This is a genomic window from Vibrio sp. 1069, from assembly GCF_033340555.1.
Genome location: NZ_JAWOWP010000013.1, coordinates 32479 through 50131, shown reverse-complemented (window position 1 = coordinate 50131; position 17653 = coordinate 32479). Strand labels below are relative to the sequence as shown.

Here is a 17653-nt window from a genome sequence, read left to right as displayed (position 1 = left end):
CTGTATTCCATCGCCTGAGCTACTTGGCTCAAGAAGAATAGCTTCATCTAAAGACGTGATAACGATCTGAAACAGCCAAAGATCTAATCAGTCATCACGAAGAAAACATATCGACGACGTCTTTTTCAATTGAGGTGACCATATAGTAGTAAAAATGAAGCTCCCTTATCGTGCGATATGTCAGAATCTTATGACTGAGCACGAAAATCGCGGTTCAGATAAGACTCTGTTTTAAAACTAAGTTAAGATTACTTTATTATTTGCGAACTAAAAGGCGCCTTCGATGGATGCAGAACTTCTCGAGATTTACAACTTTCTCGCCAAGTATCCCCCGTTCAATGAACTCCCTGAAGAAACACTAAACAAGGTGACAGAGAGTGTCGAAATCTCGTACTACCGAGAAGATACCCCCATCATCCATTTTGGAGACTATATCCAAGATTTATACGTGGTGCGAAGCGGTGTTGTTGAAGTTTATCGACGCAAAGGTGAGCTGTATAACCGCCTTGACGAAGGTGACCTATTTGGCCAGATGGGCATGCTCACCAATAACAAAGTCCGCTTTCCGGTAAAAGCCATTGAGGATACCCTGCTCTACTGTATTCCTGGTGACATTTTCCAAGAAATTTACGATAACTTTGATTCCTTTGCGGATTTTGTTGAAGTTGAAAATAGCGCTCGTTTACGCCAAGCCATTTCAGAAAACAAAGACGCCAATGACCTGACGACGTCGAAAGTGAAAACCTTGCTGACTGGCGATGCTCATACGATTGATCGTGGTCAGACAATCCAGCAAGCCGCGCAGCAAATGGCGAATGACAACGTATCGGCTTTACTTATCGTCGACCCAGATTTCGTTCGTGACGAAGACGATCCACAGTCCCCAGTACTTGGTATCATTACCGACCGTGACTTGTGTACCCGTGTGTTAGCTGAAGGTTTGTCCCCACAGGACGATGTGTCCAGTGTGATGACCACGGAGGTCATGTCTCTTGACCACAACGCTTACATCTATGAAGCAATGTTAACGATGCTGCGTTACAACGTACATCACCTACCAGTGGTAAAAAACCAATTACCAATCGGTATTATCGAAACAACCGACATTGTTCGTTATGAATCTCAGAATTCGTTGTTGTTGGTGAGTAGTATTTTCCAACAACAGACTATCGAAGATTTAGCAGTTGTTGCCGAAGAAGTGAAAAGCAGCTTCGTGCGTTTGGTCAATGAAGATGCCAACTCTCACATGGTGGGTAGCGCGATGTCGGTCATTGGCCGAAGCTTCAAACAGCGTCTGCTAGAAATGGCAGAAGAAGAGCTTGGCCCACCGCCAATTCCTTATTGTTTCCTTGCACTTGGCTCAATGGGGCGAGATGAGCAACTGTTGGTAACTGACCAAGATAACGCCATCATTCTAGATGAGACTTATCAAGAAGAGAAACATGGTAAATACTTCGAAGCCCTAGCAAAATACGTCAGCGATGGGTTAGATGCCTGTGGCTACAAATATTGCACAGGCGATATTATGGCAACCAACCCACTATGGCGCATGACTCGTTCAGAGTGGGAAGAGTGTTTTGCTGACTGGATTGATAACCCGAACCCGAAAGCACTACTCAACGCCTCCATCTTTTTCGACTTGGATGGCGTCTATGGCCGCTTAAAATGGGCAGAACAGTTAACTAGCTTTATTGTTCGTCGCGCTCGAAAGAACAACCGCTTCTTAGCGTGTTTGGCTCGTAACGCACTAAACAGAACACCACCTCTGGGCTTCTTTAAAGACTTCGTGATGGAAAAAGATGGCAGACACAACAACTCCATCAACCTCAAACGTCGCGGTACTGCTCCTCTGGTCGACTTAATTCGTGTTCACTCTCTGGCGGTTGGTTCACGTGCACAGAACTCGTTTGAGCGTCTTGACGACATTATTGATGCTGGCATTTTGCCAAAAGGTCGAGCACAAGACTTAAAAGACGCGTTAGAATTTATTTCCATGGTACGTATTCGTCACCAAGCGACGGATGTGGAACTAGGCATTGAGCCTGATAACAATATCGAACCGGAAAACCTCTCTGAGTTTGAACGTCGCAACCTAAAGGATGCATTCCAGATCCTAAGCAATGGTCAAAATTTCCTTAAGTTCCGCTACCAAGCGAACAAGAGCTTTAAGTGAGGTTTAGCATGATTAAAAAGCTCTTTCAAAAGCCAACCATTCAGTGGCCAACGAAGTTTGAACACAAGCTGGAGATGGCGAAGGATGAGAATTTAATTGCGTTCTATAGCAACAAGCCGCCTGCTCCAGAAACACCGTTATCTGAGGTGGAGTTCGTGGCGTTAGATTTCGAAACGACGGGTTTGAATCCTGAAAAACATGACATCATTACTATTGGTTTGGTGCCGTTTAACCTGAAGCGAATTTTCCTACGTAACTCGCGTCATTGGAAGGTACGTCCACAGCGTGCACTCGATGAAGACTCAGTCATTATACACGGTATTACTCACAGCGAATTGATCGATGCGCCTGACTTAGGCGATATCTTAAGCGAGCTGCTACCATGCTTAAGCGGGAAAATCATTGTTGTTCATTACCGTCGTATCGAGAGAGAGTTTCTGGATAAAGCGCTCAAAAGCCGTTTAGGGGAAGGTATTGAGTTTCCTGTTTTAGATACGCTGCACCTTGAAGAAACGATTCAACAGAAACGTTCAGGCTCTCTCTGGGAGCGTTTAAAAGGGAAAAAACCAGAATCGGTTCGGCTAGCGCAATCTCGACGCCGTTATGGGCTGCCAGACTATACGCCTCACCATGCATTAACCGATGCAATTGCTACCGCAGAGCTACTGCAAGCGCAAATCGCCCATCATTACAGTGAAGAGCAACCCATCAGTGAGTTCTGGCTGTAATATACTTCACGCTTAATAGCGATCAAAAAAGGAGCCAGATGGCTCCTTTTTACTTAGGTTGAGACAAGATTACAGCTTAAAGCGTTGAATCTCTTGTTCAAGTTCGTGTGATAGCTCAGACAGGTGAGCAGCTTGTTCTGCTGCTTGATGAGCTTCGACTGACAACTCGTTAGACACGTCACGAATACCTTCAGTGTTACGAGTGATCTCAGTGGTTACCGATGCTTGCTCTTCTGCTGCTGAAGCAATCTGCGTTGCCATATCACTGATACGCTCAACAGCAGTGTGGATTTGCGTCAAGCTCGCTGCAGCCGCATTGGCATCGTCAACACTGGTATCAGCTAGACGACGACTGTCACCCATAATACCGACCGCTTTGGCCGTTGTGCCTTGTAGCATCTCGATAGTTTCTTGAATCTCTTGCGTTGAAGCATGAGTACGCTGGCTCAATACGCGGACTTCATCTGCAACCACAGCAAAACCACGGCCTTGCTCACCTGCACGTGCCGCTTCGATCGCCGCGTTCAGTGCAAGTAAGTTCGTTTGTTCTGCAATGCCTTGAATCGTTGATAGAATCGTATTGATGCTATTTCCGTGTGCTTCTAGCTCTTGAATCACATCAGTAGCAACTTGAACTTCTTGCGCTAAGTTCTGAATAGAGCCTTGCGTTTGAGTTACTTGGCTTGAGCCGTGTGAACAAGCTTGAACCGCTTCTTCTGAGTTACTTGCCGTGCTATCAGCATTACCTGCAATTTCTTGTGTCGCTGCTGCCATTTCGTTCACAGCCGTCGCCACCATGTTGATTTCATCTTGCTGGTAAGAGATACGCTGACTACGCTCCTCAGCTTGCTGTGCTGTCGTGCGTGCTTGCTCTGAAAGCGCAGAAGATACGTGGCTAAGCTTAGTAACCATTGTGTGCATGTTGCCAACAAAACGGTTGAAGTTTTCCGCCAGTTTACCTACTTCATCATCACTGCGTGGTTCTAGGCGTTGCGTTAAGTCACCTTCGCCAGATGCAATTTCTTCCAGTGCATTTGATACGCGGTTCAAGTCACGGAACAAGAAACCAACTAGCCAAGAAACTGCAAGAATAACCACAATCGTGATCGCCACAGCAGTGAACAATAGATCTCGTAGCAATACCGCATGACCTGCTTCTTCTGTTGCGCGATCCATTTCAATCGCAAACATCCAATGCGTGCCAGGAACTTTATTGAAGTAGTAAAGCTTCTCTTTTCCTTTGATTACCGTATCTTCGATACGACCTTCATCGGCGGCACGCTCAATTGCCTCTTCTGAAAAATCTTTTAGAACACTGGTGATAGGCTTAAGCGTCAAGCTTTTATCTGGATGCGCTAAGAAGGTGCCTTCATTCATGTCGATTAGCATCGCATGCGCGTTTTCACCTGCATCTAAGTTAATCACATCGCTGATAAGCTGATCGATCAGTACGTCCGCACCAACAACACCAACAAACTGACCATTTTTCATTACTGGCTCAGCAATGGTCACAAGTAGTGCATTCGTGATTGCGTCTTGATATGCGGCTGTAATGATTTGCTTACCCGCGGCATCAGCATCCTTGTACCAAGGACGTGTGCGAGGGTCATAATCAGCACGGTTACGCTCCGGATGAGAGCGGTACATATCACCGTTTGGTGTACCAAGGAAGATGTCATCGAAGCCACCAGCCTTGCGAGCTTGTTGTAGGAAAGGAACAACGTCTTGCTCGGTCGAGTAGTCGTTGAACGCAGTGGCAATATCTTTACGGATATTGACCCAATCAGAAATTCCCTCTGACGCAGTAGTACTAAGACTTTGCGCACGTGAATAGACACCTGAACGAGTCTGATCAAATAATTGACCAGCCGACAACCAAGTAAGTGCTGTTGCCATCACAACAACAGCAGAAAGGCTTGCGCCTATAAGCTTTTGTTTTAATGATAATTTCATATTTATAGTTTTTTGAGTTGGGAGAACAGTTAAGGTGCATGAATATTACACACTTTTTTACGACTATTCACTAATTTTTAAAAAACAAAATAGCACATTAACTCTTTGTAAAATATGAACTTTCATGTGTCATTTTTTTGTCTCGAGCGTCATAAAAACCGCACAAAAAAAGCCAGCAAATTGCTGGCCTTTTGATTAATTGTTAGTCAGACGGTTTTATAAAATGCCGAATTACTGACGCTCAGTTCGCATACCCATCAATAAGCTCACACACATTGCAAGCAGAATGAAGGTAAATGGCAATGCTGTAGAAATGGCACCGGCCTGAAGAGCTTGAACCGCCTCGGAGCCACCAATCCATAGCAGAGCAACCGCAATTGCACCTTCCATGAATGCCCAGAAGACACGTTGAAGTACAGGTGCATCGACTTTACCACCTGCCGTGATACTGTCGATAACAAGTGAACCAGAGTCAGAAGACGTAATGAAGAACACAAGTACCAGCACAACAGCGATGATAGAAAGCATGCTACCAAATGGAAGAACATCAAACATTTGGAACATAGCAAGTGATACGTCAGTCAAGCCATTTGTGCCCAGCTCACCTACTTTATCAACAACTTGCTCGATCGCCAGGCCACCAAATACAGACATCCAAACAACGGTAACCGCCGTTGGAACCAGCAGAACTGCTGTGATGAACTCGCGAACGGTACGGCCACGAGAAACACGCGCGATGAACATGCCTACGAATGGCGACCATGAAATCCACCAAGCCCAGTAGAACACTGTCCAGCCTTGGAACCAAGCTTCGTCCGTACGACCAAACGGGTTACTTAGTGGGATGATATTCTCTACATATGCCATAAGTGTGGTTGGAATCGAGCCTAGGCTCGCCGCCCAACCGATAAGACCAACAAGGAGAAGTAGCAAGAACGCCACAACCATGTTGATGTTACTAATGACTTTAACACCACCATCGATGCCGCGTACGACTGAAACAACAGCAAGTAAAGTCACCACGGTAATAACGACGATTTGCAGACCTAGGCCTGGCTCAACACCAAATACGTGATGAATACCACTTGCTGCTTGCTGCGCACCTAGACCTAGGGATGTAGCAAGACCAAATAAAGTCGCAAGCACAGCCAGAATGTCCACAATGTGGCCAGCCCAACCCCATGCACGATCACCCAGAAGTGGGTAGAAGATCGAACGCATAGATAGCGGTAAACCTTTGTTGTAGGCAAAGAATGCTAAAGAAAGTGCTACAACACCGTAAATTGCCCATGGGTGAAGGCCCCAGTGGAACATCGTTGCACCCAGTGCCAATCTCGCGGCTTCTGGTGTATTTGCCTCAACACCAAGTGGCGTTTCATACCAACCGGTGAAGTAAGCGACAGGTTCTGCAACACTCCAGAACATTAAACCGATACCCATACCAGCTGCAAATAGCATTGCAAGCCATGACATAAACGAGTAATCGGCAACAGCGTCTTTACCACCTAGTCGGATCTTACCCATTGGTGAGACGATAAGCGCCAAACAGAAAATAACGAAAATGTTACCTGCAATAATGAACAACCAATCGAATGAACCAATAATTTTCCACTTCAGCCCATCAAGTGCCGTCTTTGCGGTATGTGCATCTAGAACTAATGCAGCGACAAGAAACAGCGCAATTAAACCTGCACTAATACCAAAAACTGGGTTATGAACATCAAAACCCCATTTTTGAACGTTGTCCTGACCTACCGTATAGTCGGTACTATCGATACTGTACTTATCTATACCCTTTGTCATCGTTCCTCTCTATTTTTGTAGTGTTTTTACGTACCAAACAAAAAAATCTTTCGAACACGATACGTTTTGCATTCCGTGAAGGCGCAAGATCCTATCATTTGACACGTTTTTGTCTATCTTTTTGCTATTAAAAAATCCAATAACTTACTTTTCACTGTGTGGTTACGGCCTTTGATAGAACAAATCACTACTACAATAGTTAGACCACAAACATTTATTGCTATAATAATTTTAGCTCTTCTTATTTTGTCGAAAAGGCGCGACAAAATGGTATTGAGGACACGGCGTAAAATTGTAGAGGTAATTTTTGATTTCCCCCCTTTAAATAAGGGCGCATTTAAGTTAGTGTCGCCTCGATAAATGTTCCCTACAGACTGGATGAATAAATTGGAAAAGTACGAAGAAGTATTGGTCTCGATTCGTCAGATCATCCGCGCTATTGATTTACATTCTAAAAAGCTGAGCAAAGAGTCTGGATTGACTGCTCCACAGTTGATTTTGATGCGCGCTATCAATGACTTAGATAACGTGACGATTAAACAGTTGTCTAGCCACACTAACATGAGCCAAGCGACCGCAACGACCATTCTAGATAGACTAGAACGAGGCCAGTTTGTTGAGCGTCAGCGCAGTGTTCAAGACAAGCGTAAAGTGCATGCTGTACTTACGAGCAAGGGCCAAGAAGCCTTAAAACAAGCACCAACGCCGCTGCAAGAGCACTTCATTAATCGATTCCAAAAATTGGAAGAATGGGAGCAATCCCTTCTACTATCTTCCGTTCAACGCATCTCGACGATGATGAATGCAGAGGACATCGATGTTGCTCCAATGCTAGAGCTTGGTAGCATTACCAAAGCCGATTAGTTTCGCTCCCACGTGCTCGCTTTTTGCGGGCACTACTCTCCTACTCAGTCAACCCAGTTTCAAACGCATATTTTGCTAACTCTGCCGTCGAATGTAAGTCCAACTTGTGCTTAATGTTATGGCGATGCGTCTCTACCGTTCGATAACTAATATTGAGTAAAGTGGCGATTTTCTTGCTGCTGTTTCCTTGAGCAACTAATTTAAGTACCGCTTCTTCCCTGCGGCTGAGAGGATTCGTTTTTTGCGTGGCAGGCACCACTTCTTGGGTAAAGAGTGTTTGTGTGACGGATTCACAGAAATACGTCGAGCCTTGGTTCACCGTTTTTATTGCTTGCACCATTTTCTCGGCCGAGATTTCCTTGAGCATATATCCTACGGCACCAGCTTGCATGACCTTCATGATGTACTCGCGATTATCGTGCATGGTCAACATAAGTATTTTGCTCTCTGGGCGAGCTTCTTTAATCACACCAGTCGCTTCAATACCGTTCATTATTGGCATGCTGATATCCATCAATATGACGTCCGGTTGCAAGTGCTTTGCGACCTCTATCGCTTCCAAACCATTACTTGCTGTACCCACCACTTCGATGTCAGGCTCTAACTCCAAACGAGCCATGAAGCCATCCAATACCACTTGATGATCATCGACAATCACTACACTAATCGGTTTATCCATAAACTATTTCATCCAAATTAAGCAGCACGGTAATCTCTGTTCCCAAGCCAAGCTCACTCATTAGCTCAAATTCACCACCGATGAACTCTACACGCTCTTGCATGTTCCTTAACCCAATCCCTTGTTGGTGCACTGCATGGTTAACCACAAATCCAAGCCCATCGTCACGTATGAGTAATTGCAGCATATTGCCCATTTTTTGCAAAGTAACCGTTACTTTTTTCGCTCGCGCATGTTTTTCAATGTTATTCAAAGACTCCTGAGCGACGCGATATAGTGTCGTTGCGACTTCCGAAGTCAGTTTATGCTGCTGAGTATCGAAATTGCTCTCGATATCAATCCCGGAATGGGAATGAAAGTCCTGTAGCAAGGTCGTCAGTGCTGCTTCTAAACCGATATCATCGAGGGCGCTTGGACGGAGCTGATGAGAAATATGCCGCACCTCGTTTATCGCGGTAACGAGCGATCGTTGTGATTTATCTAAGTGGGATTTGAGTTTTTCGTCTTCCAGTCTATGACTCATTAAGTCTAAATGACATTTACTGGAGACTAACAACTGATTGATTCCATCGTGCAGTTCTCGCGCTAAATGCTTTTTCTCATCTTCTTGGAACATCACGGTTTTATGTGCCAGTTCTTTCAGGTTCTTATCAGCGAGGCGATGCTCGTGCAGATTGATCGCCAAAGTGAGAACAATGATTACAGCAACGGTCACCGCTAAGATCACGACGACTGAGAAAAATGTCGTTTCGATATTTTTGTTCACCGCCGCGCGCATATTGGCGACTTCTCGGCTTACATCCTCAATATACAGCCCAGTCCCTATCATCCATTCCCACTTATCGAGCCATGCAGCGTAACTAAGCTTAGGGACAACTTCACCCGTAGATGGCTTTTGCCACAGGTACTGATGAAATCCACCACCAGATTGCGCTTGATACAATAAAGCTTCGATTAAGCGATCGCCATTTTCGTCTTCAAGATAGAGTAAGTTTTCCCCGACAAGCTCCGGAAGAACTGGGTGTACAAGGTTGGTACCATATTTATCATAAGCAAAAAAATAGCCGTCCGACCCATAACTCAAACGATTTAAAATCGCTTTCACACGCGTTTTGGCAACACTCTCTTCTAAAGTCGGATCGTTGTAGATGTAAGAAATGGAGTCAAAAGCGACGTCGACCGTATCTTTCAGCGCCGCTTCTTTTGATTGGATCAGGTTTTGATGAAAGATCTCTACCTCCCTTTTGCCAAGGGTCTTGGTTTGATAGATAGAGATCCAGCTGATACTCGCTGACACCAATACCACGGGTATCAGTGTCAGCAGAATTAACTTTGCTTTGAGAGGCATCCCTTCCCTCCATGAAACGCTGCCTTTACAGCTTACTATCTTAGCAGTACAAACGAATCGATTGTGTCTGCATAGACATAATTAACAGCTTAACAACTTGTCTCAAAAGGTAAAAACTCTCAGTTCACAAAATCTCTTTATTATCGAGTGATTAACTCATACCGTAAAAACCTGGGAAAAACAGCAAAGACGCCAACACAACAATCTGAATCGCGATGAATGGCATCACACCTTTGTAGATATCTCGCGTAGTAACCCCTGCTGGAGCGACACCTTTTAGATAGAACAAACTAAAGCCAAATGGCGGTGTGAGGAACGACGTCTGTAAGTTCATCGCAATAAGAATCGCAAACCACGTCATATTAATGCCCATCAATTCAGCGACTGGCGCAATAATTGGCACGATGATAAAACAGATTTCAACGAAGTCGATAAAGAAACCTAAAATCAGAATCACCACCATGGTAATAATAAGGAATCCCCACTTTTCACCCGGCAGTTCTAACATCCACTCTTCAACTAAATAATCACCACCAGTGTAGGTAAATGCCATTGAAAAGGCGGTCGCACCAAGTAAGATCGCAAAGACCATTGCGGTTACTTTAACTGTCTCTTTTGATGCATCATAAATCATCGACCAACTAAACTGTTTATACAATAGTGATAAAATTATCGCACCTGCACCGCCCAGTGCCGCTGACTCTGTTGGTGTTGCAATCCCTGCAAAGATGGAGCCCAATACCACGATGATCAATGCTAAAGGTGGCAATACAGCTTTCAGTGCGGTGAGCACTTCTTGTTTACGACTGATCGACTCATCGCGCTCTATCGCCTGTGCGGCTTGAGGGTTCAACTTCGCGTAGATGAGAATATAGATCACATAGGCGCCAACAAGTGTAATACCGGGCCAGATCGCAGCTTGAAATAGGTCCCCTACCGGTACGCCAAGTACATCACCCAACAAGATCAACACGATAGAAGGTGGGATAATTTGGCCCAACGTGCCAGACGCACAAATAGTCCCACACGCTAAACCTTTGTCGTAATTGTACTTGAGCATCACAGGAAGAGATATTAAGCCCATCGCAACAACTGATGCGCCTACCACACCCGTTGAAGCCGCAAGCAATGCGCCAACTAACACGGTAGAAATAGCGATACCACCGCGAACGCCACCGAACAAACGCCCCATTGATTCTAGTAGCTGTTCAGCAAGCTTCGTTTTCTGTAGCACTAGCCCCATAAAAACGAACAGCGGTACGGCCATTAGCACCGTATTTTCCATAATGGACTGAATTCGATATGGCATAAAAGCAAACATCTCGATGCCTTCAGCCCAAACACCAAAAATCAGCGCGATACCACCAAAAGTAAAGGCAACGGGAAATCCCAATAGAAGCGCAAAGAGCGCAACAAAAAACATCACTATACCGATCATAATGACTTCCTTTTACGACTTACCGTTATTACCGGCATAGATGAGATGAGGGTTGACAATTTTGTTGATTGAATGAAGTAACAATCCAATACCACTCACCGCCATAAAGAAAAATGACAGCGGAATCATCGCTTTGATAATCCAACGATATGGTAAGCCACCTGGGTCACCAGACGTCTCGCCTAACGCGTAACTTTCCTTAGCGAAATCAACACCAAACCAAGCTACCAGTAGGCAAAAAGGGAATAAGAAAAATAGTGTGCCTATGATGTCGATGATGGATTGTGCTTTGTAAGATAAGCGTTCATAAAAAATGTCGACGCGAACATGGCCACCGGACTTAATTGCGTAAGGCACACCAAGCAAGAACACGGCAGAGAATAGATGCCATTCTATTTCTTGGAATGCGATAGACACATCATTAAACACGTAACGCATGACAACGTCGTACACAACGTTTGCTAACAACAAAATAAACAGGATGCTGGATAACCATCCGAGGAAATCGCTAAAGCGGTTAAATAATCGCTCAATATAAATAAGACTTCTCATTCCGAACTCCGTGGAACGTTTAGATGCGCTCCGCTATGGTGCGGAGCATTCATTATGAAGTTTTCTTGGGCTTCGATAGCAGGCTAAACCTCTCGGCATCGCCTGCTTCATAACGTTATTGTTGAGCTTGACTGTTTAAGTACGCTCGGTGCGAAATATCTGACCATGGTCGAACTTGATTCATATAGTTCGCTTGCGACTCTTGAATCTCTTTCGCCAAAGCATCTTTTTCTGCATGTTCTTTCAACAAACGATCGTTTGCTTCTCGCAACGCAGCTACTACTTCAGGTGGGAAATCTTTTACTTCAACATTTGGGTATTCAGACTTAATAGATGCCCAGTTTTTGCCGCTTTCGTGTTTCGATTGCGTGTACATATCGTAAGCGGCCGTTTTCATGGCTACTTGCAAAATCGCTTTTAGATCATCAGGTAAACGATTCCAGGTACGCTTGTTAACGAGGAACTGAAGCTCAGTCGCTGGCTCATGCCAACCTGTGTAGTAGTAAGGCGCGATTTTGTGGAAGCCCATACGTAGATCCAGCGATGGACCAACCCATTCCAAGGCATCAATTGTGCGACGCTCTAGAGAAGTATATAGCTCACCAGGGGCGATATTCGTTGGCTTGGCACCTAACTCAGCCAAAATCTCACCAGCAAACCCTGGGATACGCATTTTCAAACCCTGTAAGTCCTCGACGGACTTGATCTCTTTTTGGAACCACCCGCCCATCTGAGTATCGGTATTACCGCCAGGGAAAGACATCAAGTTATGTGGAGAGTACACTTTTTCCATCAGCTCCATACCACCGCCGTAGTAAAACCATGCATACTGCTCAGTTGGCAACATACCGAAGGGCATAGAAGTGAAGTAAAGTGTGTTTGGAACCTTACCCTTCCAGTAATAAGACGCTGAGTGACCCATGTCATACTGACCCGACTTAACCATATCAAACACCCCAAAAGGCGCTTTATGCTTGTTTGCGGAATCAATGCGGATTTGCAAACGTCCGTTGGACATCTCTTCCGCCATTTTGGCCATGTTTTTTGTGGTATCACCAAAAATTGGGAAATTAGGCCCCCAAGTTTCAGCAAGCTTTAAACGATAGACTTTTTCAGCAGCGTTTACAGAAGTCGCTGCAAGTGCCATCGCGGCAGCGACAGCGGTTGTTTTGAGCACTCGTTTTAAAGATTTTTGGATTAGACTCATCGTTCACGTCCTTTATCACCAAGGTTATTGTTGTCATCCATTTCATTAGGATTGGCTGTATTCGGTATAAAAGATGTAACAATGTTGTCTAATGCGAAATGGGCATGAACACGGAAGCGAGTAATTCATCAATAAGGCATTAGCCTAAGGTATTACGTACAAGTACGTAGGACAATCGTCATGACAAAAGACTGTTAATAGCAAAATCAATAAATTATATTTTTATCTATGAATAAAAATAAAAGACAATACGTACGTATTTTTCTGCCAAAAAATTTACATAGTATTTAAGAAAATGTGACAAACCACTTATTGGTAGTGTTAAAGTCAGTACTTAATGCATTATTTCCAATACCAAGATAAAAAAATACCTCGGCATCGGCCGAGGTATTCAATCCAGAACGGTAGCGGTAATTAAACTGCTTTGTAGATAACTTTGTTACCTGCTAACTGCTCTTTTTGAACTAGGTTTTCTTCAAGAAGCTTCTTTAGTGCGCCAGTAGCCCATGATGCCGCTTTAGTATCTTCTTGACCTGCAGCTAGACCGATGCCTTTAGGGTTAATACCTTCAGCATTCGCCATAACGATGTCTAATACTTGTTGTTGCTTAGGAGTAAGGGCAACATCAACTGTTTTCACTGCAGCTACTTTTTTATCAGCTACTACTTTCTCCGCAACAGCTTTTTCAGCAACAGAAAGTGCTACTGCTTTTTCCGCAACAGGCTTCACTGCTTTAGGTGCTGCAGCTAAGTTTGCTACTGTCGCTTTAATGCGTTTTTGCAGTTTCATCTGCACTTTACGCTTATGAGCAAGTCTCATTGAATATTTCTCCAGTTCACTGCATCTCAGCAGGGATGAAAATTTGAAGCGCGTTTTATACCAAAATTCACAAGCAATTTGTAGGTTTTAGCGGCGAAACGCGATGAAAAATGCGCTCAAAGCATAGAACGTCTACTATTTAATCAGATATTTTATGAACGGATTTATTGAATACTGGGTATAAAAACAGAGGTTTGTTTTATTTTAAATGCAAATCAATGCACATAAAGCTACCCACTTATTTTTGGACAAGTATTCGATGAGGTTATAAGCATGGAAACGCTGCACCTAACAAATTCACATTTCAAACCCGACTCCCCTATCAACAGAATACTTTTGTTGCTCGTTGCACTCATCACTTTGTTTTTGGTTGCCATTTCTCCGGGATGGAAGCAAGCCATGTTGTCGGTCATTTTGATGTCTGCAATCGTTGGTTTCGCCATCTTGATGATTAAGAAAAGCCAAGTCACTTTTACGCTGACAGCTTCTCACTTTCAGCAACACCTTTTTAAAGGAGGTTGGGTCGTCCGATGGCGAAATATTGAGTCAATCGGTATTTGTAGCTACCAACAGGAAGGGTGGCACCAACCGCTACCTTGGATCGGTATTCGTCTAAAACACTACTCACCCTACTTAAATTCAATCTGCCCTCGTATAGCGACAGAAATTCTCCTCAGCCAGCGAGCACTGCTTTACTTAGGCGCGAAACAAAATCAGTGTGAAGATAAGTTTGAGGATATGGTGCTTGACCCTAAACCGTATATAAACAGAGATGGGATTGAGTACAAAGGTTTGTTAGCGATGCTCGCCAACCGGATGAAGTATCAGAGAGGTTTCTACGGCTACGATCTATTTATATCAGCAAGTGATCTAGATCGTGAGGCTGAGGATTTTGTGGGACTGACTCGGCGATACTTAGCTGCCGCCGAGCCAGAATAATGCTTAGTACACGCACTTTTAGTAAAGCGGCATCTCGTCAGCAACGAACGGGTTAGTTTTACGCTCATGACCGAAAGTCGATTGAGGGCCGTGACCAGGGACAAACGTGACATCATTGCCTAAAGGCCACAATTTCTCTTTGATAGAGCTAATCAACGTATTGAAATCACCTTGTGGGAAGTCAGTTCGACCAATGCTACCGTTAAACAAAACGTCACCCACAAACGCTAAACGCGCTTCTTCACTGTAAAGCACAACGTGACCAGGTGTATGACCAGGTGTGTGGAATACGTTCAGCACTTGATTACCGAAAGTGACAGTGTCACCCTCATTTAGCCATTGGTGCGGTTCAAACGCTTCTGTCAGCGGGAAACCAAACATTTGGCTCTGACCTTCCAAACCTTGCAACCAGAAGTTATCTGCCTTGTGAGGACCAACAATCTCTGTACCGCCAAGCAGTGCAGACAGCGGCTCCGTGCCACCTACGTGGTCCAAGTGGCCGTGTGTTAGCACTAGGTTTACCACGTCAACACCCAGCTCTTTGATAAGCATAGCGAGCTGCTTTTCATCGCCGCCTGGGTCAACCACAATACCTTTCATGGTTTCGTCACACCAGACAATAGAACAGTTTTGAGAGAAAGATGTTACTGGAACAACTTGGTATTTCAGAGCCATAGATAACCTATACCGAATAAATTTGCATGAAAACTGCCGCAACTATGACACTAAGGCCTAGCGACTTCAAGCTTTGAACTGTGGGTAATCGACGACGTTCTGAGACTAGAAACCTTGTCTCAACTAGCACTACCAGGAACGAACAGCTCCCGTATCGATATGAACAAAGTTACTACCTGGATAATAACCCACGCCACCGGCTTTTAGGCTTAATGCAGCATCACGAACCGTTGAAAGCTTCACGCCGTCTAAACGAAAATCAATGGCCTTTCCTTCCATGTGCATGCTCTTTTTCGCTACACGAGAAGACCCGTTGCGCAGCGAGGCGTTAGTGGCAGGAGAACGGTAACCTGAAATGACGATCACCTCTGCTTCTGTACCAATTAACTTTTGAATTTGGCTTATTTGATCGAACAAGCGTCGATCCATCGGATGAACCTCATTCCGTCGATGGTCTCGACAAAACTCATTCAGCCTTTGAAGTTCATCATTAATGTATCGTTTTCCATCGAAATAGCATGTTTCGAGGATCTCTCCAGTATTAAGATTGTTCATCGCCAGCGCACGTGGCTCGTCAGGGAGTGAAGCCCAAGAAAATGATGGCAGGGCAGACACCAACACCACACCACCAGCGGTCATTTTAAGGAAATCTCGGCGGGAAAAGTTACGACTTACCATTTCAAAATACAGTGCTCAACAACTAGACAAGTCGTGGACATTAACCAAACACATTTGTCACGTCAAATGCATAAAATGCTCCATCTTGATTTTCAGATGCAGTAATTATTGATTAATTATTGAACGAAAAGAGAATTCTTCGTTTTGTAAATTTTCCTTAAAGATTTCAACTGCGGTGATCGTACTTATAGATATCATCACGGTAGTAAAGCGTTCCCTCTTCCAACCATGCTGTTTGATAAATGATGTGTACTTGAATGCGCTCTCCCAAAGGAACTGACGTGTTAGACCGACGAGAACTTTCTCGCTTTTTCGCTAAACGTTCTTCCAACCCCTGAGTTTTGAACAGAAGTTCTGCTAACTGGTCTGCATGTTCTACACGAACACATCCTGAGCTGAATGCGCGTCTGTCCTGTTCAAACAAGTTCTTACTTGGCGTGTCATGCAAATAAATAGCTTGTGGGTTAGGCATATTGAACTTGTACAATCCCAGTGCATTTTGTAAGCCCGACGCCTGTCGCATACGATAAGGAAATGTTCTCGGATTCACCGTTGCCCAATTGATGGTTGTAGGGTCAATAATTTCGTTCGAAGTCCAAGACCGAATGATTTGAATGTTATGGTTAATCAAATACATCGGATTACGTTTTACTTTAGGAATAATGTCTTTAACCATGATAGTCCAAGGCACGTTCCAAGTTGGGTTGAGAATAACTGAATCCAGTGCTACCGACATGATGGGCGTTTTTCTTGATGCTCTCCCTACCACGACTTTAGACTCAAACAAGGGTTGACCGTCATGCCAATACGTGACTTCGTATCCAGGCACGTTAACAAAGACAACATTATCCCTTTCTTTCGACCAAATTCTTGAACGCTCAGAATTCAACGCCAGCAGATGCAATCGCTCTTGAGGAGAAAAGTTGATCCATCGAATGGTATTCGGGCCGATAACGCCATCTTCTTTCAAACCATGAATACGCTGGAACTCTTTTATCGCAAGCTCTAATTGTTCGTCATATTCTTCAGTGACTAAATCCAAGTAAGAAACATCTACGCCTACGATCTCCATTCGCTCAATCAATAGGGGTCTGTTTTCTAATATATCGCCAACACGTGCTAGCCCAGTTTGTTGATAGGCAGGATATTGGTACTGAGAATGTTCCGATAGCGAAGAATAGGCGGAGTAGAAAGCATCATCTGTTTGTAATGGAGACCGGAGACTTGCCAAAAACTGACCAAGTTTGCCAACCGTAATCTCATTACTCAGAACCGATAAAGTATCGATGCTAGGAGCGGGTAACGTAACATGGGCTTTGTCTGTAAATAGCCAATTAATCCCTTCTTCGGGGAGTTGCTCAAGATAACTAAGGTACATCAAGAGTGAATCTGTCATCACTAAATCGAAGTCGAGATTATCTCCCTGCCACCTTACTTGGTTTATCCGGTGAAGTTGATTTTCGAATTCATCGGTGACATCCGCAAGTGCAACCAGGTTTACTTGAAAAAGAAACTGCTCAATATCACTTTCATTTTCCCAGTTCAAACGGTAATTGGTGCTTTGATACAGTTGATCAATCACCTCTGGATAATGGATCATTTTTTCTACAGACAGCTTTTGTACCGCTCCCTCTTGCTCGACTTGCGCTGAAGCTTCGAGAGAAACGACGGTGGAAAAGCTGCAAAACGGCACCAGAAGTGCCGTCATGATTAAAACCCTAGCAAACACTGAAATGATCCTTGCGCTACTTGCCATAATAAAAAGTATGGCAAATATCTCACAGCTTGCAGGTTTAA

General features: G+C 44.3%; 15 protein-coding genes. 4 read left to right on the top strand and 11 right to left on the bottom strand.

Annotation, left to right across the window (positions count from 1 at the left end; all coding sequences use genetic code 11):
* The first annotated feature begins 283 nt into the window (after positions 1-283).
* Positions 284-2173 carry a DUF294 nucleotidyltransferase-like domain-containing protein gene (locus R7040_RS17815; RefSeq protein ID WP_033905640.1) on the top strand — a complete coding sequence of 630 codons (1890 nt, stop codon included), beginning with the start codon at positions 284-286 and terminating at the stop codon, positions 2171-2173.
* 8 nt (positions 2174-2181) lie between these two features.
* Positions 2182-2901 (top strand): 3'-5' exonuclease, encoded by a 720-nt coding sequence (locus tag R7040_RS17810; protein WP_213961915.1) that lies wholly within the window; start codon positions 2182-2184, stop codon positions 2899-2901.
* 69 nt (positions 2902-2970) lie between these two features.
* Here the strand turns inward: R7040_RS17810 and R7040_RS17805 are convergent, their stop codons facing one another.
* Positions 2971-4854 (bottom strand): methyl-accepting chemotaxis protein, encoded by a 1884-nt coding sequence (locus R7040_RS17805; protein ID WP_005376880.1) that lies wholly within the window; start codon positions 4852-4854, stop codon positions 2971-2973.
* A gap of 231 nt (positions 4855-5085) precedes the next feature.
* Complete coding sequence (locus R7040_RS17800) at positions 5086-6657, bottom strand: BCCT family transporter (RefSeq protein ID WP_005376879.1); 1572 nt, start codon at positions 6655-6657, stop codon at positions 5086-5088.
* A 387-nt stretch (positions 6658-7044) separates the two neighbouring features.
* On the opposite strand from R7040_RS17800, the gene R7040_RS17795 reads away from it, so the two are divergent.
* The gene (locus R7040_RS17795) at positions 7045-7521 is read left to right on the top strand and encodes a MarR family winged helix-turn-helix transcriptional regulator (RefSeq protein ID WP_005376877.1); all 477 of its coding nucleotides are present in this window, start codon (positions 7045-7047) and stop codon (positions 7519-7521) included.
* 40 nt (positions 7522-7561) lie between these two features.
* On the opposite strand, the gene R7040_RS17790 is transcribed toward R7040_RS17795, so the two are convergent.
* The 6 genes from R7040_RS17790 to R7040_RS17765 form a co-directional block, all read right to left on the bottom strand.
* Entirely contained in the window at positions 7562-8200 is a 639-nt protein-coding gene (locus tag R7040_RS17790; protein WP_005376875.1) for a response regulator, read from the bottom strand.
* Positions 8193-9548 (bottom strand): cache domain-containing protein, encoded by a 1356-nt coding sequence (locus tag R7040_RS17785; RefSeq protein WP_053306569.1) that lies wholly within the window; start codon positions 9546-9548, stop codon positions 8193-8195. Before R7040_RS17785 ends, R7040_RS17790 begins: the two co-directional genes overlap by 8 nt.
* A 151-nt stretch (positions 9549-9699) precedes the next feature.
* Complete coding sequence (locus tag R7040_RS17780; RefSeq protein ID WP_005376871.1) at positions 9700-10986, bottom strand: TRAP transporter large permease; 1287 nt, start codon at positions 10984-10986, stop codon at positions 9700-9702.
* Positions 10987-10998: 12 nt separating this feature from the next.
* A complete protein-coding gene (locus R7040_RS17775; RefSeq protein ID WP_258469851.1) occupies positions 10999-11538 on the bottom strand; it encodes a TRAP transporter small permease subunit in 540 nt (179 codons plus the stop codon).
* A gap of 115 nt (positions 11539-11653) precedes the next feature.
* Entirely contained in the window at positions 11654-12745 is a 1092-nt protein-coding gene (locus R7040_RS17770) for a TRAP transporter substrate-binding protein (protein WP_017636112.1), read from the bottom strand.
* Positions 12746-13159: 414 nt separating this feature from the next.
* Positions 13160-13564: a MarR family transcriptional regulator gene (locus R7040_RS17765; RefSeq protein ID WP_318096918.1), complete on the bottom strand. Its 405-nt coding sequence runs from the start codon at positions 13562-13564 to the stop codon at positions 13160-13162.
* Between the two features lie 273 nt (positions 13565-13837).
* On the opposite strand from R7040_RS17765, the gene R7040_RS17760 reads away from it, so the two are divergent.
* Positions 13838-14503, top strand: a complete 666-nt coding sequence (locus R7040_RS17760; RefSeq protein WP_005376857.1) for a DUF2982 domain-containing protein — start codon at positions 13838-13840, stop codon at positions 14501-14503.
* Positions 14504-14521: 18 nt separating this feature from the next.
* Here R7040_RS17760 and R7040_RS17755 read toward each other — a convergent pair whose 3' ends face one another.
* The 3 genes from R7040_RS17755 to R7040_RS17745 all read right to left on the bottom strand — a co-directional run bounded on the left by R7040_RS17755 (position 14522) and on the right by R7040_RS17745 (position 17564).
* The gene (locus R7040_RS17755; RefSeq protein ID WP_005376855.1) at positions 14522-15178 is read right to left on the bottom strand and encodes an MBL fold metallo-hydrolase; all 657 of its coding nucleotides are present in this window, start codon (positions 15176-15178) and stop codon (positions 14522-14524) included.
* 129 nt (positions 15179-15307) lie between these two features.
* On the bottom strand, positions 15308-15856 hold the full coding sequence (locus tag R7040_RS17750; RefSeq protein ID WP_025998732.1) for a DUF882 domain-containing protein: 549 nt from the start codon (positions 15854-15856) through the stop codon (positions 15308-15310).
* A gap of 166 nt (positions 15857-16022) precedes the next feature.
* Positions 16023-17564: a L,D-transpeptidase family protein gene (locus R7040_RS17745; RefSeq protein WP_005376852.1), complete on the bottom strand. Its 1542-nt coding sequence runs from the start codon at positions 17562-17564 to the stop codon at positions 16023-16025.
* Positions 17565-17653: the final 89 nt, after the last annotated feature.